Below are 16,567 nucleotides of genomic sequence, written 5' to 3'. Positions count from 1 at the left end.
ATAAAAATCAGAGAGAAATTTTCCATAAATAATTTACATACAAATAGTAGATTAAATCCATAAATAACCTATGAATTCCTTTGAAAACTAGTTTTTTTCAGGAATTATCAACTCCTGATAATTTTTACTTCCAGCTTTGAATTTTTCTTCCATTCTCAATCTTAATTTATGAGGTTTATGTACCACCAGAGAGTCTCCAAAGCCCAGCAGCAGTCTTTCTAATTCATAGTTGATCTGTACACAGATTTTAAAAAGAGTTCCTTCTTTTGTTTCACTTATAATTTCCTGGCTTTTATGCAGCGGTTTTGTTTTCACATAAGGAGCATTCGCTGCATCTACAAAAAAAACTACGTTCTTAGGAACTATAGATTCTGCAACGGTAACACCTACAATATCTTTAAAATAATCATCACCATCCAGATTCCTGTCAATATAGGAAGCTTTCTCATCCACTTCAATACTTTCCATTCTATCCAATGCAAGATTATACATTTTTTGTTTGTAAAGACAAATCAGAAACCAACGGTTGTTATATTCCTTCAACAGTTGCGGATGAACTGTATACACACTGGATTCTCTTGCCGTAAAACTTTTGTATAAAATCTTCAATACTTTTTTATTAAGTACACTTTCATACAGGATATCAATATGCTCCAACCCCTTCAACTGTTCATTTTTATCCAAATGAATAATGGATTTCTGGCTGGTAGAATGGATAGAATCCTCCAATTTCTGAATCACACCGTTCATTTCTTTAAACATTGAAAAGTCTTTAAACTGTTTCAGGATCTGCACAGCATTATTCATCGCCTTCAGATCGCTTTCATTCACGGAAATATTATGAATGCTGTATTCCGGATCGCTGTACCGGTAATATTTTCTTTCATACACTTCAATTGGAGCTTCATACCCGAACTTTTCACTCCGCATATTCTGAAGGTCCAGCTGAATAGTTCTTTTGCTCACATAAGACTCCTTGCCTTCAAATTCAAACAAAGCTTCGGAACACTCATCAATGAGATCTTCCAGCGTATACTTCCGGTATTTGTTTTTGAGACATTTATCTAATGTTTTATAGCGGATCAGAGCGTTTTTATTAGATGACATAATGATTATTTTAACTTAAAAACCTATTTCTCCTTCAATGGATTTCCCTCAAAGATTAATCCATCCCATCCGAATTCCATGAAGTTTCTGATATTTTGATGATCTGTTCCATTAGGTTTTTTAAGAACATCTTCTCTGTAAAATTCTCCGAAAAGCGGAAGCGTTTCTTCTTTGGTCAGGCCGTGGTAAGAAGCAAAACCGAATATTTTACATGAACCGTTATTCTGCCCTTCTTCATTTCTTGTATTTCCGTTTTTGAATGCTGTAGGAGTAAAATCGTAGTTGGCATCTATATAAGCAATCACATCATTGAATTGAACGGTTTCAGGAAAGTGCTTTAATTGTTCTAATAACATCATAGTTGTAAGTTTTAATTTTCTTTACTTAAGGCCAAGACTCTAATTTTCAAATCAGCGAATTTGCCTTTTTTATATTTTTTTGTAAAAATAATCAAAAATTTTACATCTACGCAAAACTATTGCGTAATAACGTTATTACTTTGCATCATCAAAATGACATAACAATGGAATTTAACGGAAATCACTTAATCGAATTGGGATATAGACCAGCTAAATGGTTTAAAGATGCCATTACTTATATTAATGAAAATCATCTGGATGAAATTCAGATCAAAGAATATCTGGAACAGTTTAAACAGCCTGAGCTTATTCCACTTCATGAAACCGCTCCTGAGTTTATCATTAACATCAGAGCTGAGCATGAAAATGAAACGGATAATGTAGAGAAAGTAATCAGAACCATGAATAAGCTGATGAAAACCCCTACCCTAACTGCCGGAGCTTTAATGCCTGATGCCTGTCCTACAGGTCCTGAAGGTCAGATTCCTGTCGGAGGTGTAGTGGTTGCAAAAAATGCCATTCACCCGGGATTCCATAGCGCAGATATCTGTTGTTCTGTTATGCTTACTGATTTTGGAAAGGTTAATCCTAAAGATATTCTGGATGCGGCTCATTCTGTGACACATTTCGGATACGGAGGAAGACCAAGAGGGGAACAGATGCCTATGTCTCAGGAATTGATGGATGCATTCAGAGAAAATGAATTCTTAAAAGATGAAAAACTGATTAGCATTGCCCGTTCTCATATGGGAACGCAGGGAGACGGAAATCATTTCCTTTTCGTTGGAATTTCCAAAAATACGGGAAATACAATGTTAGTTACGCATCATGGATCAAGAGCTCCGGGTGCTGCACTCTATGATAAAGGAATGAAAGTAGCCAATCGTTTCAGACAGGATATTTCTCCTGAAACGTTAAGAGAAAATGCATGGATTCCTTATGATACTGAAGAAGGAAAATCCTATTGGGAAGCTCTTCAGCTTATCAGAACATGGACAAAAGAAAACCATACTTCTATTCATGATGCAGTATTGAACAAACTGAAAATTGAAAAAGAAAACAGATATTGGAATGAGCATAATTTTGTTTTCAAAGATGGAGATCTGTTTTATCACGCAAAAGGAGCTACTCCGCTGGATGATAAGTTCATGCCTGATATCACCGGGCCAAGACTGATTCCGTTGAATATGGCTGAACCGGTTTTGATTGTTCAGGGAAAGACCAATGAGAGAAACCTTGGTTTTGCCCCACACGGAGCGGGAAGAAATTACAGCAGAAGTCAGCATAAAAGATCTCTGGCCCATAAAACCACTGAAGAGATCTTCAATGAGGAAACTGCAGGATTGGATATCAGATTTTATTCCAATGAAATTGATATCTCTGAGCTGCCAAGCGCTTATAAAAGTGCGGCCAATGTAAGAGCACAGATTGAAGAATACGGACTTTGTGAAGTACTGGATGAAGTGATGCCTTACGGGTGTATTATGGCGGGTGACGTTCAGAAAAATGCACCGTGGAAGAAAAAGAAAAAATATAGAAAAGCATAATTGATAACTTTAATAGTACCCCTTATAGGTTTTTGAAAATCTATAAGGTTGTTAAAAAAACTAATGACCAAGCCTTGCGGGTGTAAAAGCCTGTAAGGTTCATGAAAACTTTTTTCATAAAGGCAGGAGCAGTAGCTCAGATGGTAGAGCAACAAAATTACTTTTCGCTGCAGGCAAATAAAGTTCCTATGAATCCCAATTGTGTGTCACAGGTTCGAGCCCTGTCTGCTCCTCAATAAAATTTCAGGCAAAGAAAGTTCCTATATGTTAGAAATACTTTCCGCCTTTTTACAAATTATAAGGCAAAGGGAGTTCCTATATTTTTCGGATAAATTACTCCCCGCTTTTATAAAACTATAGGTAAAAGGAGTTCCTATACCCTTCACTTTTAATGAACATACTCCTCACTTATTTTTTTAAAATGAAAACAATGAAAACACTACAATTATTCAATGCTGTACTAGCCAAAGAATCGAATGCAGAGCCATTTATTTCTAATGGCGGTTTTATTATTGAACCTAATGCAGTTTGGGCAAAAAAAGAAATCATCTCCTATTATTCAAAAGAAAAGCTGAATGGAAATGATTTGAATAAAACGTTCCATAAGTCTTGGGAGAAAATAAAAAACACTTCCAGAATTGACTTGTTGTTTGAACAGATTCAACACTATATTTCAACCTATGGAAGTAATTTTCAGAGTGAAATTTATATTCCTACAGAAATATTGAATATTCCTGATATGAAGTTGATTTTTAAAGTAATAAAGGCTTATACCGTAGAAGAAATGCAGGAAAAATGTCTTTCTCTATTGAAATCCGGAATTGCTTTAAAAGAAGAAACAATTGATGATTTGCTGTATATTCTGCATACGGAACTGGAATATGATTTTACAGGAAAGGAAAATATCAGAAATAAAGAAGCCATTATAAAAATAGCTGATCTATACGACATTTATCCTGAAAATCCTGTTGAGTTTTTCCGTTATGTGATTTATAAGACAACCCAGACAACACTTTTAATCAAAAATGATGAATTGATAGGTTTAATTAAGCAGAGTAAGTTCAACCCAACCTATCTGTTCGAAAGCTTTGGGATGGAAAAACTGGCAGAAATTTTCAACAGATTTAAGCCGTTATTTCTGGCTTATAAAAACAGAGCTCCGAAAACGATTAATAAAATTTCGAAGCTGTCTAAAGTACATCATAAGCCATTAATTTCAAACCCATTGAATAATGCTACCAATACTTTGCTGGAAAACAGCGATTGGCATTGGCTGGAAAATGCAACACCGTTTGCATTGTTTAAAGCATTGTCAGCATGTTACTCAAGAATGTATGGTCAGGATACTTTTGTGTACAGAATCAGAAACGGAAAATCATGGGTTAAAAAAGGTAAGGAAACGTATGTGAATCAATTCAACTATGAATTTATTTTAGATTTTCTGAAACTGAAGTATGAAAATATTTCCGGAAAGAAATTCTATTTTCCCGAGAATATAGAATTTGCACTCCCAACTTCTGAAAAAATGTTTGTTGGAAACATTCCTACCGGAACCCGTTTTTATGGAGATAGACTAGCCGTTGGTGTCTATTGGGAAGATCAATGGGGCGCTCATGACTTGGACCTTTCCGGATTGAATATCGCCGGAAAAATAGGTTGGAATGCCGCTTATAATTATGGTGAGGGACAATTGATGTATTCCGGAGATATGACTTCTGCTCCTAACGGTGCTGTTGAATATCTTTATGCCAATAAAGGTCTGAGTACTCCAACGCTTGTAATGAACAACGTTTTCAGCGGAGATGCCAACTGTGGATATAAAATCGTTATCGGAAAAGGAGACAACATTTCTTATGATTATATGATGAATCCTAACCATCTCTTTGCAGAAGTCAGATGTAATTCTGTCCAAAAGCAAATGATTCTGGGAATGCTGCTGCCAAAAAGCGAAAAACAATGTTTCGTACTGTTGAATTTCGGAGCGGGTCATTCTCATGTTTCAGGAAATACGGAAGTATCTGTAATGGCAACCAGTGCATTGTATCAGCAATGGTATGAAGCAATGTCCTTCAATGAGCTTATCAAAGAGCTGGGAGCAGAGATTACGACAGAAAGAGCAGAAGCTGATTTCGACTTCTCTCTGGAGAGTCTGGAAAAAGATAGCTTTATTAAAGTTTTTAAATAAAAATGCGCTGTTCAAAAATTTTGAATGGCGCTTTTATTTTAGCTGATGATTTTATTTTATCTCTCGCTGATTTTGCAGATAACGCAGATTTATTTTTAAAACCACTGTTTGTCATATATTCACATTTACAACAGAAAAAATTCCATCTTTCACTTGAATAATCACTTTCTTACCATAATCAATCTGAATGCTGAACATATTTTCTAGCGGAAACTGCAGTATTGAATGCAAAATCAGACGAATTACCCCAGCGTGGGCAATAATCAGAACTTTTTCTACATCTTTTTTAGTAATTAATTCATTCCAAAAACTAAGGACACGCGTTTGCATTTCAAGGAGATTTTCTCCGCCTGAAGCTTTAACATTGATAAAATCTTTATACCATGGATTGATTTCTTCCTCGGGAATTTCCGTCCATTTCTGCAGCTCCCAGTTTCCGAAATTCATTTCCCGAAGTCTCTCATCAGTTGAATAATTAAACTTGAAATATTCCGCCAAAAGACAGCAACGCTGCGCCGGACTTGAAATTACTAAGTTAAAATCGTTATCCAGATCCAAGCTTTCAAAATCTTCCGGATATTCCTTTCGTAAGAGTATTTCGGCAAATCCATAACACAGATTTTCTGGATTATCTACAGCCGTATGACGAATCAGATGAATTTCCATATAATCATTGTTCCTAAGTAAAATAATACTTCTGTGACCTGTTGTACAGCTCCCAGACAGTCTCCGGTGTAACCGCCGATATGCTTTTTAAAATACCAGCCCATACAGATTTTCCCTAAATAAGCCAATGCAAAAGCCAGCACTAATCTCCAATCAGGAATTAGAACAAAGGAAAGTAAAACACTGATAAAGCCAACCAATAAAGCCATTCTATCCAAAGGTTTATTCGCCAAAGGTTTTGATTTGCTAACGTCAATATCCGTCACATACTGATGGGTATAGATCATCGTTCCTGAAATAAAACGGCTTGAAGTATGTGCCAGGATAATAATCCCCAAAGTCTTCATCAGATCAACAGCTCCCAAAGCCTGAATACTGAGAAATTTTAAAGCAAATAATAAAATAATTCCAATAGTTCCATAAGCTCCTACCCTGCTGTCTTTCATGATGGTAAGGATCTTCTCTTTTCCATATCCGCCTCCGAAACTGTCGCACATATCTGTAAAACCATCCTCATGGAATGCTCCGGTTAGGAGAACACTGCTTATCATCATCAGTACAATTCCTATTTCCAGATTAAAAAGCTGAGTAGAAAGATATAAAATCCCTGCATTTATCAATCCTACCAAAAGACCGACCCATGCAAAGTATTTCTGAGATTTATTCATGATCTCTCCTGAGTAGGGAATCGTGAACGGAACCGGAATTCTGGTAAAGAACATGAGTGCCGTTGCAAAGTAGATCAGTTCATTCTTTATGGTCTTCATTTATTCTTTATTTGAAACATGAGCATCTTCAAAACTGGACATTTCATTCAGGAAATTTACAGCACTTTGAATAAGCGGATAAGCCAATGCACAGCCTGTTCCTTCTCCCAGTCTTAAATTAAGATTCAGTAAAGCTTTCTGTCCCAATAAATCCAGAAGCTGAAGATGGGCGTTTTCGTCACTTACATGACAGGATATACAGTTTTTCAGAATATCAGGATTCTTTTTCCATGCGGTGGCAACTGCAACAGTTGCAATAAACCCGTCTACCATAATCAGCATATTCTGACGGAAGGCTTCTTCCATTGCACCGATCATCTGAACAATTTCCAGTCCACCAAAAGTCTGTGCAATTTCATCCGGAGTTTTAATGTCCGGATATTTCTCTATCGCTGCTGATAAAATACTGATCTTATTCTGCAACTGATCGTCATTCAATCCTGTTCCACGTCCGATACAACTTACTACAGGAAGGTCAAACAATTGGCTCATCATCAGTGAAGAAGCGGAAGTATTTCCAATTCCCATTTCACCAAATCCAATAATATTACAGCCTGTTTCAGCAATATCAGCCACTACCGATCTTCCATTTTGCAAAGCCTGTTGATATTCTTCAGACGTCATGGCTGGTTCCTCCAGAATATTACGGCTGGATTTTCTGACTTTCTTATCCATTAAATCCAACTCTTCCGGGAAATCAAAATTGACTCCGGCATCTATAATTTTAATATTGATTCCATGCTGCCTGCAGAATACATTGATAGCTGCTCCACCGCCTAAAAAGTTCATTACCATCTGATACGTAACTTCCTGCGGATAGGCACTTACTCCTGCTGTTGCAATCCCGTGATCGGCAGCAAAAATTACCATATGAGGATTTGAAAGCTGTGGAGAAGTTGTGTTTTGAACCATTCCTATTTTGTGGGCAAGATGTTCCAGATGTCCTAATGCGCCTAAAGGTTTTGTCTTGAAATCAATTCTATGCTGTAAGTCTGTTGTCAACATGGTTGTAAAAGTAGTTATGTTAAATAGAGAAAGTGCAATATTAGTGAAATAAGGGGTATTTTGGGTAATGGATAAAGGATGTGTTAGAGGGAAAATAGATAATAGACGAAGAGATGAGAGACAAAAATCCCGGATTTTAGATTTGAAACTATTCAATAACTGCCAACCTTGAACTTTCCTACTCTAAAAATCTTCCACTATCAAACTCAAAACAACTACGTAATAACATTGCGCACCATTACCCTTACTTTGCATTATAAAATTGAAAACAATGACACCAAAAATACTAGAAAAGATAAAAGAAGTGGAGGCAGCACGAGGTGTAGAAGTCCTTCTTGCCGTTGAATCCGGAAGCAGAGCATGGGGTTTTGCATCACCGGACAGCGATTATGATATACGTTTTATATACCGCAATGAAAAAGACTGGTATCTTTCGCCTTGGGATAAGGATGAAACGATAGAATTTATGACCGAAGATGATCTGGATGGCTCCGGATGGGATCTTAGAAAGACATTTCATCTTTTATTGAAGTCGAATGCCGCTTTATTGAGCTGGTTCTACTCTCCTATCGTTTATACGGAAAACACAAAGTTTGTAGAGCTTTTCAAACCATTAGCTGATGCTTGCTTTTCACCAGTAGCCGTTTCTTATCATTATTTAAGCATGAGCAAAAAATACCTGGAAGTCTGCAGAGCTGATGAAGTAAAATTAAAAAGCTATTTTTATTGTCTGCGAACCACCTTAACCGGAAAATGGATCGTAGAAAAAGGAACCGTTCCTCCAGTATTGTTCACTGAATTGCTTGTTTTAACAGATGATAAAACCAGAACAAAAATAGAAGATCTCGTAACCTTAAAAGCTACTAAAGGAGAAGCTTATTATCATCCGAATGATTGGGAGTTGTTTAAGTTTTTAGAGAAGACTATATCTTATAATGAGGAAAAATCTAAGGGTTTGACAAGTGGGAAGCCGGATAAAACTGAGATGGAGAGGGTTTTTAGGGAGATATTGAAACTTTAAAGAAAGACAAAATGAAAATACTTAATTTTTTCAAAAAGAAGGATACCCAGATCCCTCAAAAAAAAACTGAAAAAACAATTCCTCAAGAGGAAGAAAAAATACATGAATTTATTGAAAGATGTCAATTCTTAAAGGAAGAAATAGGGCTTGAAGTCCCTCTATCAGTGATTGAAACTTTCAAAAAGTATGATCTGCCTAAACACAATTATTATTATAGTATTTTTTGGCATGTGGATGATGATAGTTTTATCATTTTCTATACAGAGGCCTTTATTGAATGGATCGTTACCCGATACCAAGAACTTCATGGACCCGATGCCGATTTGACTGAATTGTCAGAGCAGCTTAATGAAGCTATTTATGAATATCGTATGAAAGAAAAGTATTTTGATAGAACTAACCCTGATTTTGAGTTCATCAACAAATGTTATGAAGAGTTCAAAAAGTCCGGTCAGGAATTAACCATGACTATGGACCTAGGGCATTATGATCATCTGGTTCTCAATAATGAAGAAAAGGGCAATGTGGCAGACTGCATATCATCTTATCAAACAACAAAAGGGATAAAATATAAAGTTCTTACACAACCTAGACCTTTGCAGGAAGTTATCAGAGGAATTTTAGAAAGAAAAGAACAATATCCTTATTAAAAAGTGGAATTAATGAACCAGAATAAAACTTTCATCAGTCATTGTGATCACATACAAGCTCAGTATGGAATTACAATTCCTCAAATCATACAAAACTATTTTGTCCGATTTTCTGATGAATCGACCAATATTTACTATCAGGCGCTTAAAAATGCTGACGATTTTAAGATATTCTATACAAAGGAATTTGTAGAATTTGTTATTACTCAAAGTATAAGTGTAAAGACTGATTCCAAAATACTTCAAAATATGCTGAATGAAGGGAATTACGAATATTCTCCGCTTGAAAAACAATTTGTTTCAAACCATATTGATTTTTCCTTTTTGAATGAATGTCTTAACAAATTTAAAACCATCCCTTTTTATATTGGTATTTTCACATTTAAGACCTGTGGTGGCGAAGAGTTTTTAATAATTAATGGTGATAAAACCGGATATGTTGCAGGCCGCTCACAAGATCATGTGGAAAGAATTGAAGTAGATGATACCATCATCACTTACCAAAAAATAGACTTTATAAAAAAATTGTTATTTGAATAATTAAAATGACCATCCAAGACCTCAAAAATAAAAACCTCCTCCTCTTTGAAGCCATCTCCGGAAGCCGGGCTTTCGGGCTGGCAACTGAAACTTCAGATACCGATATCCGTGGAGTATATTATCTGCCGAAGGAAGATTTCTTTGGACTGAACTATATTTCACAGATCTCTAATGAGATGAATGATATTACTTATTATGAAATCGGGAGGTTTGTGGAGCTGTTACTAAAGAATAACCCTAATATTCTGGAAGTTCTGGCAAGTCCTGAGGACTGTATTCTGTACAAACATCCGTTAATGGACCTGTTGAAACCAGAAGACTTTCTCTCCAAACTGTGCAAGGATACCTTTGCCGGATATGCTGTTTCCCAGATCAAAAAGGCGAAAGGTCTTAACAAAAAGATTCTGAATCCTATAGACAAGGAACGAAAATCCGTTCTAGATTTCTGCTTTATTCTGGACGGCCAAGGTTCTGTTCCTCTGAAAAAATGGCTTTCGGAATATCGGAAAGTTCAGGAAAAATGTGGCTTAACAGCTATTGACCATACGAAAGGAATGTTTGCTTTATTTTATGATGATTCAGAAACATTGAAATATAAAGGAATTATCCAGCATGAAGAAGCCAACCAGGTTTCTGTATCTTCTGTTCCCAAGGATGAAAAACCGGAAGCTTATCTGTTCTGTAATCTGGATGCCTACTCTACCTACTGCAAAGATTACAGGGAATACTGGAAATGGGTAGAAGAACGCAATGAAGACCGATACAACGTCAATCAAACGCATGGACAGAACTATGACAGTAAGAATATGATGCACACCATCCGTTTGCTGCAATCATGCGAACAGATATTTAGGAATCATTCCCTACAAATTCGTGTAGAAAACAGAGATGAATTACTGGATATTAAAGCCGGAAACTGGTCTTATGAGGCGGTGATGAAGAAAACGGAGAAATTGATACAATCCATTGAGGAACAATATGCTATTTCTGACCTTCCGGATTATCCTGATACACAAAAATCCTTAAAGATTTTGGTTGATATCCGTGAAGCTCTTTATTTGTAGGAGAAAAAGTATTTAAGGACCTTCACAATAGGCTTCTACAACGAATAAATTAAACTATTTTTGCAAAAACTAAAAAATGAAATTCATATTTTCAAGAAAATTTACTTTTTTTTCACTTTCTCTTTTAAGTATATCTGCCTATGCACAGGAATTGTATATTCCTTACAGGGATGGAAATCTGTGGGGAGTTTCCAATTATGCCGGCAGTGAAATCATTGCTCCAAAATTTGATTCTATTCAGTTCAATGAGCAGGATCATTATGACTTCAACCTTCTTCACAGCTTCAAAGATGGAAAGAAAGGAATGCTGTTGAGTGGAAAAGAAGTGCTCCTTCCCGAATTCAAGAATATCTTTCCTACTTATAAAGGTTTCATCATTGCGGAATACGACAATGATAAAAAAAGTAGAGTCATTTTGGATAAAGATGGTACAAAGATTACTGAAAACCCTGTCCTTTCCATGTGGATGGGAGAAAAATTTGGCACCAGCTTTATTTTTCATGTTCTGAATGAAAACATGAAGGAAGATTTTTTCGTCTGGGACCCGAAGGAACATAAGATTTCCCAGTATGTCTTTAAGGATTACTATTCTATTTCTGTTGTGGAAAATAAAGATGCTTATGAACTTGATATCAGATATCGAAAAAACGAAACCGATCCATTGTCTGAAGTAAAGATGACAATGCATGACAAGAAACTGGAGCCCGTCACATCCAAAAACTTCAATGAAAGAATCGTAAAGGACACCAATCGTAATAGAGATTATTTGGGAAGTTCATATCAGGAAACCATAAAACAACCGAATACCATTTATGAAGTATATAAAGGTTACGATGAAGGGGTAAAAAGTTCATACTACTCTCCACCACCTCCACCGCCTTCATCGGGGAAAAAAGTTTCCAATGGTTCAGACTATCAGGAAGTGAAGAAACAGCCTATACAGGTAGGAGTTTCATATTCGATAGAGAATGACTTTCCGTATGTCACCTATCATTATAACCAGATAAAAAATGAGAAAGTAACCAGGAGAGTGAAACTTCCAAGAGGTTCAAAAGGCATTAAGATTGAAAGTCTGAGCGGTTTGCCACAGAAAAAAGTGGGTGATACCATCTATACGTACTATAGTTATATGACCTTTATTCATAAAGATAGAAACCAAATTCTTATCAGTGAGAAGAAGCCTACGGAATTTGAAACGATTAAAGTAATAAGCCCCGGATCCGATTCCCAATACTATGGACAGGTTTTCCTGTTAGGAAACAAAAAGAATGGGAAAATGAAGTATAGGCTGATCAATAATCTACAACAGATGATTTTTCCTGATGAATTTGATGATGTCATCCTCAATGATCCTTTCTATAGCGATAATTATAGTAACTGGACCGTCATTAAGGATGGGAAATATGGAGTTGTCAATCCTCTTGGTAAATACATCCTTCAGCCTGTGTATGATGAAATCGTCAATAAAAAGGTAACCTATGGCTCGGGAAGTTTTCTTCAAATCAAAAAAGATGGAAAATATGGATTACTGAAACCCGTCATCCCCAACGGCAGTATGGAAAACAATTTAGTTGAACCTGTCTTTTCCTACCCTATTCGTAATGTCCTGATGAGCTACCCTTACCGCGGCAGCCAATATACGTCAGCCGGAATTCCACAAGGAACAATGATGATTATTCTGGAAGATGAGAAAGGAAAATTATTAGGATTCGCCAACAAACAAGGTCAACTTTATTTTAAAAACTAAACCATGAAACTCAAGAAATACAGTCTGCTTCTTATTTTTACCACAAGCCTTGCATCAGCTCAGAATTACTACGATTATGATTCGGAAGTGATTTCCTATACTGTTCTTAGCAAGGAGATAACAAAAGCCTATGAAGAAGCGTTCTTTAAAGATAAAATGTTCACTCCGGAAGACTTTCTGACAGACCTTGACAAGATTGAAAAAGATTATCCCGGGTTGAAAGAAGATCTTGAAAAATCTGATAAGATTGAAGTAAATACAGTACTATACAAGAACTTCTACTCCACAACTCCTTTCAAGAACAAAATGATTGATGGCATAAAGAAGATTTATTATCCAGGCGGAATACTTTTTCAGGAGATCTCTTATAAAAATGGGAAGCTGGATGGGCTACACAAGGTATACAGCGAATCCGGAAAACTCTATTCCGAAGTTCCCTACAAGAACAACCTGAAGCATGGAATCAAAAAGGTATATTTCTCCGATCCGGAGGAGCGTTATGAGCCAAAGGAATATATTATTCAAGGGAACTATAGTAACGGTAAAATTATTGGTCCTGTGTCTATCTCCAATGATAACCTTACCATCATCTATCCTTCTGACTTCAAGAAAGGGCAGGTTGAGCTTTCCTACAATGGAACCCCTCTTGTAGGGTATAACATCATTGAAAGAGATATCAAAAATGGACCTTATACGGTATACAGCATTGATACTCCTACAGACATAAAGAATCAGTCTGATAAAAAAACAGAGAAGAAAAAGCCACAACGTGTCAAAAGATTCTTCGCTACTTATTTCAACAATCAATTCAATGGCTATGTAAAAAAATACAATAGGAACGGGGAACTTCTTTCCAAGAATCTCTTCAGCTTCGGCAAACCAATAGGAACCCATAAAAATTATTATGATGTTGGAAAGATAAAATCAGAGGAATACTACGATAACACCGGAAAGAAAACAGGAACCTGGAAGACCTACTACCCTAGCGGAGAGCTGGATAATGTTACCAACTATAAAGATGACAAACTGCATGGAGCAAAAGAACTCTATCAGCGTAATAATCTTTTAAAGAATCAGGAAAACTACGATCAGAACAAAAGGATTTCCAACAAATATTATGATGATATGGGAAACCTTCAGAGTGAGGCATATTATGAGAATGATAAATTCATCAAGGAAATCATTTATTTTCCTGATGGTAAAACGCAATCCGTAAAAAATGCAAATTTTGATACTACCTATTATAACAAAGAGGGCAAGATCATTCATGTTGACCACTTTAAAGACGGTCATCGGATAGGCATTCATAAGTATTTCAATTATGAACAGGATGGTACTCCTTTTGTCTACTCTGAAACGGAATATGATGAGAATGGAAATAAAATAAGGTCCGTTTGGTATGAGAACAAAAGCACCAATGAGGTAAGCTGGAAGGACGAAAAGAGGCACGGGAAATCTACCTACATTGCCAATGACGGCATCCAGAAGATCAAGTATTACTTTGAAGGAAAGGAAGTCACTGAGAAAGAATTTAAGAACCTTTCTGAAACCAACAAAGAAAACAGGAATACAAAATAACGACAAAATCACCGCCTTAGCGGTGATTTTTTATGTTTAAAGGGAACTTACTTCTTCTTCGAAGCTTTGGCAATTTTGTTGTAATCCAGGCAGATCTGCATCCAATATTCAAAGTCCTCCGGTTTCTGAAAGCCGATAGGTTCTACATAGCAGTATTCCTTTAGCTGTTTTCCTCTCATAATCATAGGAAGAAAACCTATTTTTTCTGCTACTTCCTCTTCCTTTTCTGGATTATAGCGACACATCAGATTGTCATGACTGATGTTGATACACATTTTGTCATTCACCAGAAATGCAAGCCCGCCAAACATTTTCTTTTCTTCAATTTTAATATCATTCACATGGGCCAGCCATTCACGAACCCTGTCTGCCAGTTCAATATTATAAGCCATGATGATTATATTTTAATAGTAAAGATAAGGATTTTTGCAACGGTTTCTTATTCCTCATTAAGCACTAAAATAAAATTTTATTTAAATTAATTATTGTTTTGCGATAATTAATTATACATTTGCAATACTAATAAATGATCGTGATATGAATCAGACCAAAAATATTTCCAGAATTTTATTTTATATCTGCTCAATATTATCTGCGGGATATTTAATAACAGCATTGTATGCTCTGCTATGCCTTGTCACGGGGTTCTCGGTAACGCCTTATGGTAATGGTCAATATTTACATATCAATTATCCGTTTACCCAGCAACCATTTCTGAATATAGAAGATAATTATCCCTATATCATCTTTTCATTTTTGCTGGTTTTAATTCCTTATGGGATCTTTTTCTGGCTATCAGCAAAGGTTTTCAAAGTATTTTTCCAGCCTAAGCTTTTTACAAAAGAACATATAAAACAACTTAAGAGATTTTACCTTTTTAATATTTTTATCCCACTTCCTCTGGTTATCGTCGCGAGTTTCTTTGTGGAAGTAGAAAGTATCATCTGGGGACTGGTGTTTATTCACTTTATGCTTGGAATTTTCTGTCTGTTTCTTGCGAATATCTTTAAGCAAGGGCTACATTTGCAAAACGAACAAGACCTAATTATTTAACATGCCAATTATAGTCAACTTAGATGTAATGCTAGCCAAACGAAAAATGCAGAGTAAAGAATTGGCAGAAAAACTGGGAATTACCCCCGTCAACCTTTCCATCCTCAAAACCGGAAAAGCCAAAGGAGTACGCTTTGATACGTTGGAGGCCATCTGTAAAATCCTGGAATGCCAGCCCGGAGATATTCTGGAGTATAAGGACTAAGAGTTTAAAGTTCATAGTTTAAGGTTATCATTCTTTCAATATTCTGGTATTTGAAAGCGAAAGTCTTACACTTTGTTCTTTATTTTCGAATCTCCAAGTCTCTCCTCTCTTCGTCTATTATCTATCCGTCTCTCTATTACTCAATCTATCAGTAGTCCTCAACAGGATTACCTACCCTCCTATTACCCAAACTCAATATTATGAATACCTTATCCATCAACAACCTTACTCTTACGTACAAAAATGGTTTTCAGGCCATTGATAACATTTCTCTGGAAATCAACAACGGAATGTTTGGGCTTTTAGGTCCGAATGGAGCCGGAAAATCATCCCTGATGAAAACCATTGTAGGATTGCAGAAACCCAGTTCGGGAAACATTTTTTTTAATGACGTTGATATTGTTAAAACCCCTGAATTCATCAAACAAAACTTAGGATTTCTACCTCAGGATTTTGGAGTCTATCCTAAAATATCTGCCTATGATCTTTTAGAGCATATTGCTGTATTGAAAGGAATTACAGACAGCAGCAGTCGTAAAAAGCAAATTCTGGATCTGCTTGAAAAAGTAAATCTTTCTGATTTTCAAAAAAAGGAAGTTCATACTTTTTCCGGTGGGATGAAGCAGCGTTTCGGAGTAGCTCAGGCATTACTGGGAAATCCAAAGATTATTATTGTAGATGAACCTACAGCAGGCTTAGATCCCGAAGAGCGAAACCGTTTCAACATTCTCCTGAATGATATCAGTCAGGATATAATTGTTATTCTTTCCACCCATTTGGTTGAAGATGTAAGAAATTTGTGCTCAGAAATTGCGGTCATGAATCATGGAAAAATCCTTAGAAAAGGCGAGCCGAAACAATTAATGGCAGAACTGGAACATAAAATATGGTCTCGTTCTATTGATAACAATGATCTGGAAAACTATTATTCCCATTACAAGGTCATCAGCAGACAATTAATAGAGAGAAATCATCATATCACCATATTTTCCGAAGAAACTCCTGAAGATTTTAATGCAGAAAATCCTTTACTGGAGCACTTTTACTTTTATACTTTAACACAAAAACCTTAG

17 protein-coding genes and 1 tRNA gene are annotated in these 16,567 nt (G+C 36.1%); 12 read left to right on the top strand and 6 right to left on the bottom strand.

Annotated features, from left to right (window positions below):
* Positions 1 to 87: 87 nt before the first annotated feature.
* Positions 88 to 1,107 (bottom strand): helix-turn-helix transcriptional regulator, encoded by a 1,020-nt coding sequence (locus J2772_RS04885; protein ID WP_209913848.1) that lies wholly within the window; start codon positions 1,105 to 1,107, stop codon positions 88 to 90.
* Between the two features lie 23 nt (positions 1,108 to 1,130).
* Positions 1,131 to 1,463: a HopJ type III effector protein gene (locus J2772_RS04880; protein WP_209915030.1), complete on the bottom strand. Its 333-nt coding sequence runs from the start codon at positions 1,461 to 1,463 to the stop codon at positions 1,131 to 1,133.
* 749 nt (positions 1,464 to 2,212) lie between these two features.
* Here J2772_RS04880 and J2772_RS24400 point away from each other — a divergent pair.
* From J2772_RS24400 to J2772_RS04865, 3 genes are all read left to right on the top strand, one after another.
* A complete protein-coding gene (locus J2772_RS24400) occupies positions 2,213 to 3,013 on the top strand; it encodes an RtcB family protein (RefSeq protein ID WP_410494391.1) in 801 nt (266 codons plus the stop codon).
* A gap of 125 nt (positions 3,014 to 3,138) precedes the next feature.
* Positions 3,139 to 3,246: transfer RNA gene (locus tag J2772_RS04870), tRNA-OTHER, on the top strand.
* A 197-nt stretch (positions 3,247 to 3,443) separates the two neighbouring features.
* On the top strand, positions 3,444 to 5,198 hold the full coding sequence (locus J2772_RS04865; RefSeq protein ID WP_209913844.1) for a hypothetical protein: 1,755 nt from the start codon (positions 3,444 to 3,446) through the stop codon (positions 5,196 to 5,198).
* A gap of 111 nt (positions 5,199 to 5,309) precedes the next feature.
* Here J2772_RS04865 and cobC read toward each other — a convergent pair whose 3' ends face one another.
* Genes cobC through cobT form a run of 3 tightly spaced genes read right to left on the bottom strand, consistent with a single transcriptional unit; the run spans position 5,310 to position 7,792 of the window.
* Entirely contained in the window at positions 5,310 to 5,864 is a 555-nt protein-coding gene (gene cobC, locus J2772_RS04860; RefSeq protein ID WP_209913843.1) for an alpha-ribazole phosphatase family protein, read from the bottom strand.
* Positions 5,849 to 6,631 (bottom strand): adenosylcobinamide-GDP ribazoletransferase, encoded by a 783-nt coding sequence (locus J2772_RS04855; RefSeq protein ID WP_209913841.1) that lies wholly within the window; start codon positions 6,629 to 6,631, stop codon positions 5,849 to 5,851. Before J2772_RS04855 ends, cobC begins: the two co-directional genes overlap by 16 nt.
* On the bottom strand, positions 6,632 to 7,792 hold the full coding sequence (cobT, locus tag J2772_RS04850; protein WP_262899057.1) for a nicotinate-nucleotide--dimethylbenzimidazole phosphoribosyltransferase: 1,161 nt from the start codon (positions 7,790 to 7,792) through the stop codon (positions 6,632 to 6,634).
* A 115-nt stretch (positions 7,793 to 7,907) separates the two neighbouring features.
* Here cobT and J2772_RS04845 point away from each other — a divergent pair, with 115 nt between their 5' ends.
* From J2772_RS04845 to J2772_RS04820, 6 genes are all read left to right on the top strand, one after another.
* Positions 7,908 to 8,657 (top strand): DNA polymerase beta superfamily protein, encoded by a 750-nt coding sequence (locus J2772_RS04845; RefSeq protein WP_209913836.1) that lies wholly within the window; start codon positions 7,908 to 7,910, stop codon positions 8,655 to 8,657.
* 11 nt (positions 8,658 to 8,668) lie between these two features.
* Positions 8,669 to 9,307: a hypothetical protein gene (locus J2772_RS04840; protein WP_209913834.1), complete on the top strand. Its 639-nt coding sequence runs from the start codon at positions 8,669 to 8,671 to the stop codon at positions 9,305 to 9,307.
* A 12-nt stretch (positions 9,308 to 9,319) separates the two neighbouring features.
* Positions 9,320 to 9,847, top strand: coding sequence for a hypothetical protein (locus J2772_RS04835; RefSeq protein ID WP_209913832.1), 528 nt, complete (start codon positions 9,320 to 9,322; stop codon positions 9,845 to 9,847).
* 5 nt (positions 9,848 to 9,852) lie between these two features.
* Complete coding sequence (locus J2772_RS04830; RefSeq protein WP_209913830.1) at positions 9,853 to 10,911, top strand: DNA polymerase beta superfamily protein; 1,059 nt, start codon at positions 9,853 to 9,855, stop codon at positions 10,909 to 10,911.
* Between the two features lie 76 nt (positions 10,912 to 10,987).
* On the top strand, positions 10,988 to 12,658 hold the full coding sequence (locus tag J2772_RS04825; RefSeq protein ID WP_209913828.1) for a WG repeat-containing protein: 1,671 nt from the start codon (positions 10,988 to 10,990) through the stop codon (positions 12,656 to 12,658).
* Between the two features lie 3 nt (positions 12,659 to 12,661).
* Complete coding sequence (locus J2772_RS04820; protein WP_209913826.1) at positions 12,662 to 14,236, top strand: toxin-antitoxin system YwqK family antitoxin; 1,575 nt, start codon at positions 12,662 to 12,664, stop codon at positions 14,234 to 14,236.
* 47 nt (positions 14,237 to 14,283) lie between these two features.
* Here the strand turns inward: J2772_RS04820 and J2772_RS04815 are convergent, their stop codons facing one another.
* Positions 14,284 to 14,628, bottom strand: coding sequence for a TfoX/Sxy family protein (locus tag J2772_RS04815; RefSeq protein WP_209913824.1), 345 nt, complete (start codon positions 14,626 to 14,628; stop codon positions 14,284 to 14,286).
* Positions 14,629 to 14,773: 145 nt separating this feature from the next.
* Between J2772_RS04815 and J2772_RS04810 the strand changes: the two genes are divergently transcribed.
* The 3 genes from J2772_RS04810 to J2772_RS04800 all read left to right on the top strand — a co-directional run bounded on the left by J2772_RS04810 (position 14,774) and on the right by J2772_RS04800 (position 16,567).
* A complete protein-coding gene (locus J2772_RS04810) occupies positions 14,774 to 15,289 on the top strand; it encodes a DUF2975 domain-containing protein (RefSeq protein ID WP_209913822.1) in 516 nt (171 codons plus the stop codon).
* Position 15,290: 1 nt separating this feature from the next.
* Positions 15,291 to 15,494 carry a helix-turn-helix domain-containing protein gene (locus tag J2772_RS04805; RefSeq protein WP_047487719.1) on the top strand — a complete coding sequence of 68 codons (204 nt, stop codon included), beginning with the start codon at positions 15,291 to 15,293 and terminating at the stop codon, positions 15,492 to 15,494.
* Between the two features lie 200 nt (positions 15,495 to 15,694).
* A complete protein-coding gene (locus tag J2772_RS04800; protein WP_209913820.1) occupies positions 15,695 to 16,567 on the top strand; it encodes an ABC transporter ATP-binding protein in 873 nt (290 codons plus the stop codon).

It is taken from the genome of Chryseobacterium jejuense, from assembly GCF_017877355.1.
In the GTDB taxonomy this organism is placed as follows: domain Bacteria; phylum Bacteroidota; class Bacteroidia; order Flavobacteriales; family Weeksellaceae; genus Chryseobacterium; species Chryseobacterium jejuense_A.
This window is presented reverse-complemented; position numbering and strand designations above follow the sequence as displayed.

What these genes read in the sequence shown, in the direction of transcription:
- J2772_RS04865 (WP_209913844.1), top strand. Translation starts at nt 3,444, where the DNA reads ATGAAAACACTACAATTATTCAATGCTGTACTAGCCAAAGAATCGAAT.
- J2772_RS04820 (WP_209913826.1), top strand. Translation starts at nt 12,662, where the DNA reads ATGAAACTCAAGAAATACAGTCTGCTTCTTATTTTTACCACAAGCCTT.
- J2772_RS04810 (WP_209913822.1), top strand. Translation starts at nt 14,774, where the DNA reads ATGAATCAGACCAAAAATATTTCCAGAATTTTATTTTATATCTGCTCA.
- J2772_RS04830 (WP_209913830.1), top strand. Translation starts at nt 9,853, where the DNA reads ATGACCATCCAAGACCTCAAAAATAAAAACCTCCTCCTCTTTGAAGCC.
- J2772_RS04840 (WP_209913834.1), top strand. Translation starts at nt 8,669, where the DNA reads ATGAAAATACTTAATTTTTTCAAAAAGAAGGATACCCAGATCCCTCAA.
- J2772_RS04880 (WP_209915030.1), bottom strand. Translation starts at nt 1,463, where the DNA reads ATGTTATTAGAACAATTAAAGCACTTTCCTGAAACCGTTCAATTCAAT.
- J2772_RS24400 (WP_410494391.1), top strand. Translation starts at nt 2,213, where the DNA reads ATGGGAACGCAGGGAGACGGAAATCATTTCCTTTTCGTTGGAATTTCC.
- J2772_RS04825 (WP_209913828.1), top strand. Translation starts at nt 10,988, where the DNA reads ATGAAATTCATATTTTCAAGAAAATTTACTTTTTTTTCACTTTCTCTT.
- J2772_RS04845 (WP_209913836.1), top strand. Translation starts at nt 7,908, where the DNA reads ATGACACCAAAAATACTAGAAAAGATAAAAGAAGTGGAGGCAGCACGA.
- J2772_RS04835 (WP_209913832.1), top strand. Translation starts at nt 9,320, where the DNA reads ATGAACCAGAATAAAACTTTCATCAGTCATTGTGATCACATACAAGCT.
- J2772_RS04805 (WP_047487719.1), top strand. Translation starts at nt 15,291, where the DNA reads ATGCCAATTATAGTCAACTTAGATGTAATGCTAGCCAAACGAAAAATG.
- J2772_RS04855 (WP_209913841.1), bottom strand. Translation starts at nt 6,631, where the DNA reads ATGAAGACCATAAAGAATGAACTGATCTACTTTGCAACGGCACTCATG.
- J2772_RS04800 (WP_209913820.1), top strand. Translation starts at nt 15,695, where the DNA reads ATGAATACCTTATCCATCAACAACCTTACTCTTACGTACAAAAATGGT.
- J2772_RS04885 (WP_209913848.1), bottom strand. Translation starts at nt 1,107, where the DNA reads ATGTCATCTAATAAAAACGCTCTGATCCGCTATAAAACATTAGATAAA.
- J2772_RS04815 (WP_209913824.1), bottom strand. Translation starts at nt 14,628, where the DNA reads ATGGCTTATAATATTGAACTGGCAGACAGGGTTCGTGAATGGCTGGCC.
- cobC (WP_209913843.1), bottom strand. Translation starts at nt 5,864, where the DNA reads ATGGAAATTCATCTGATTCGTCATACGGCTGTAGATAATCCAGAAAAT.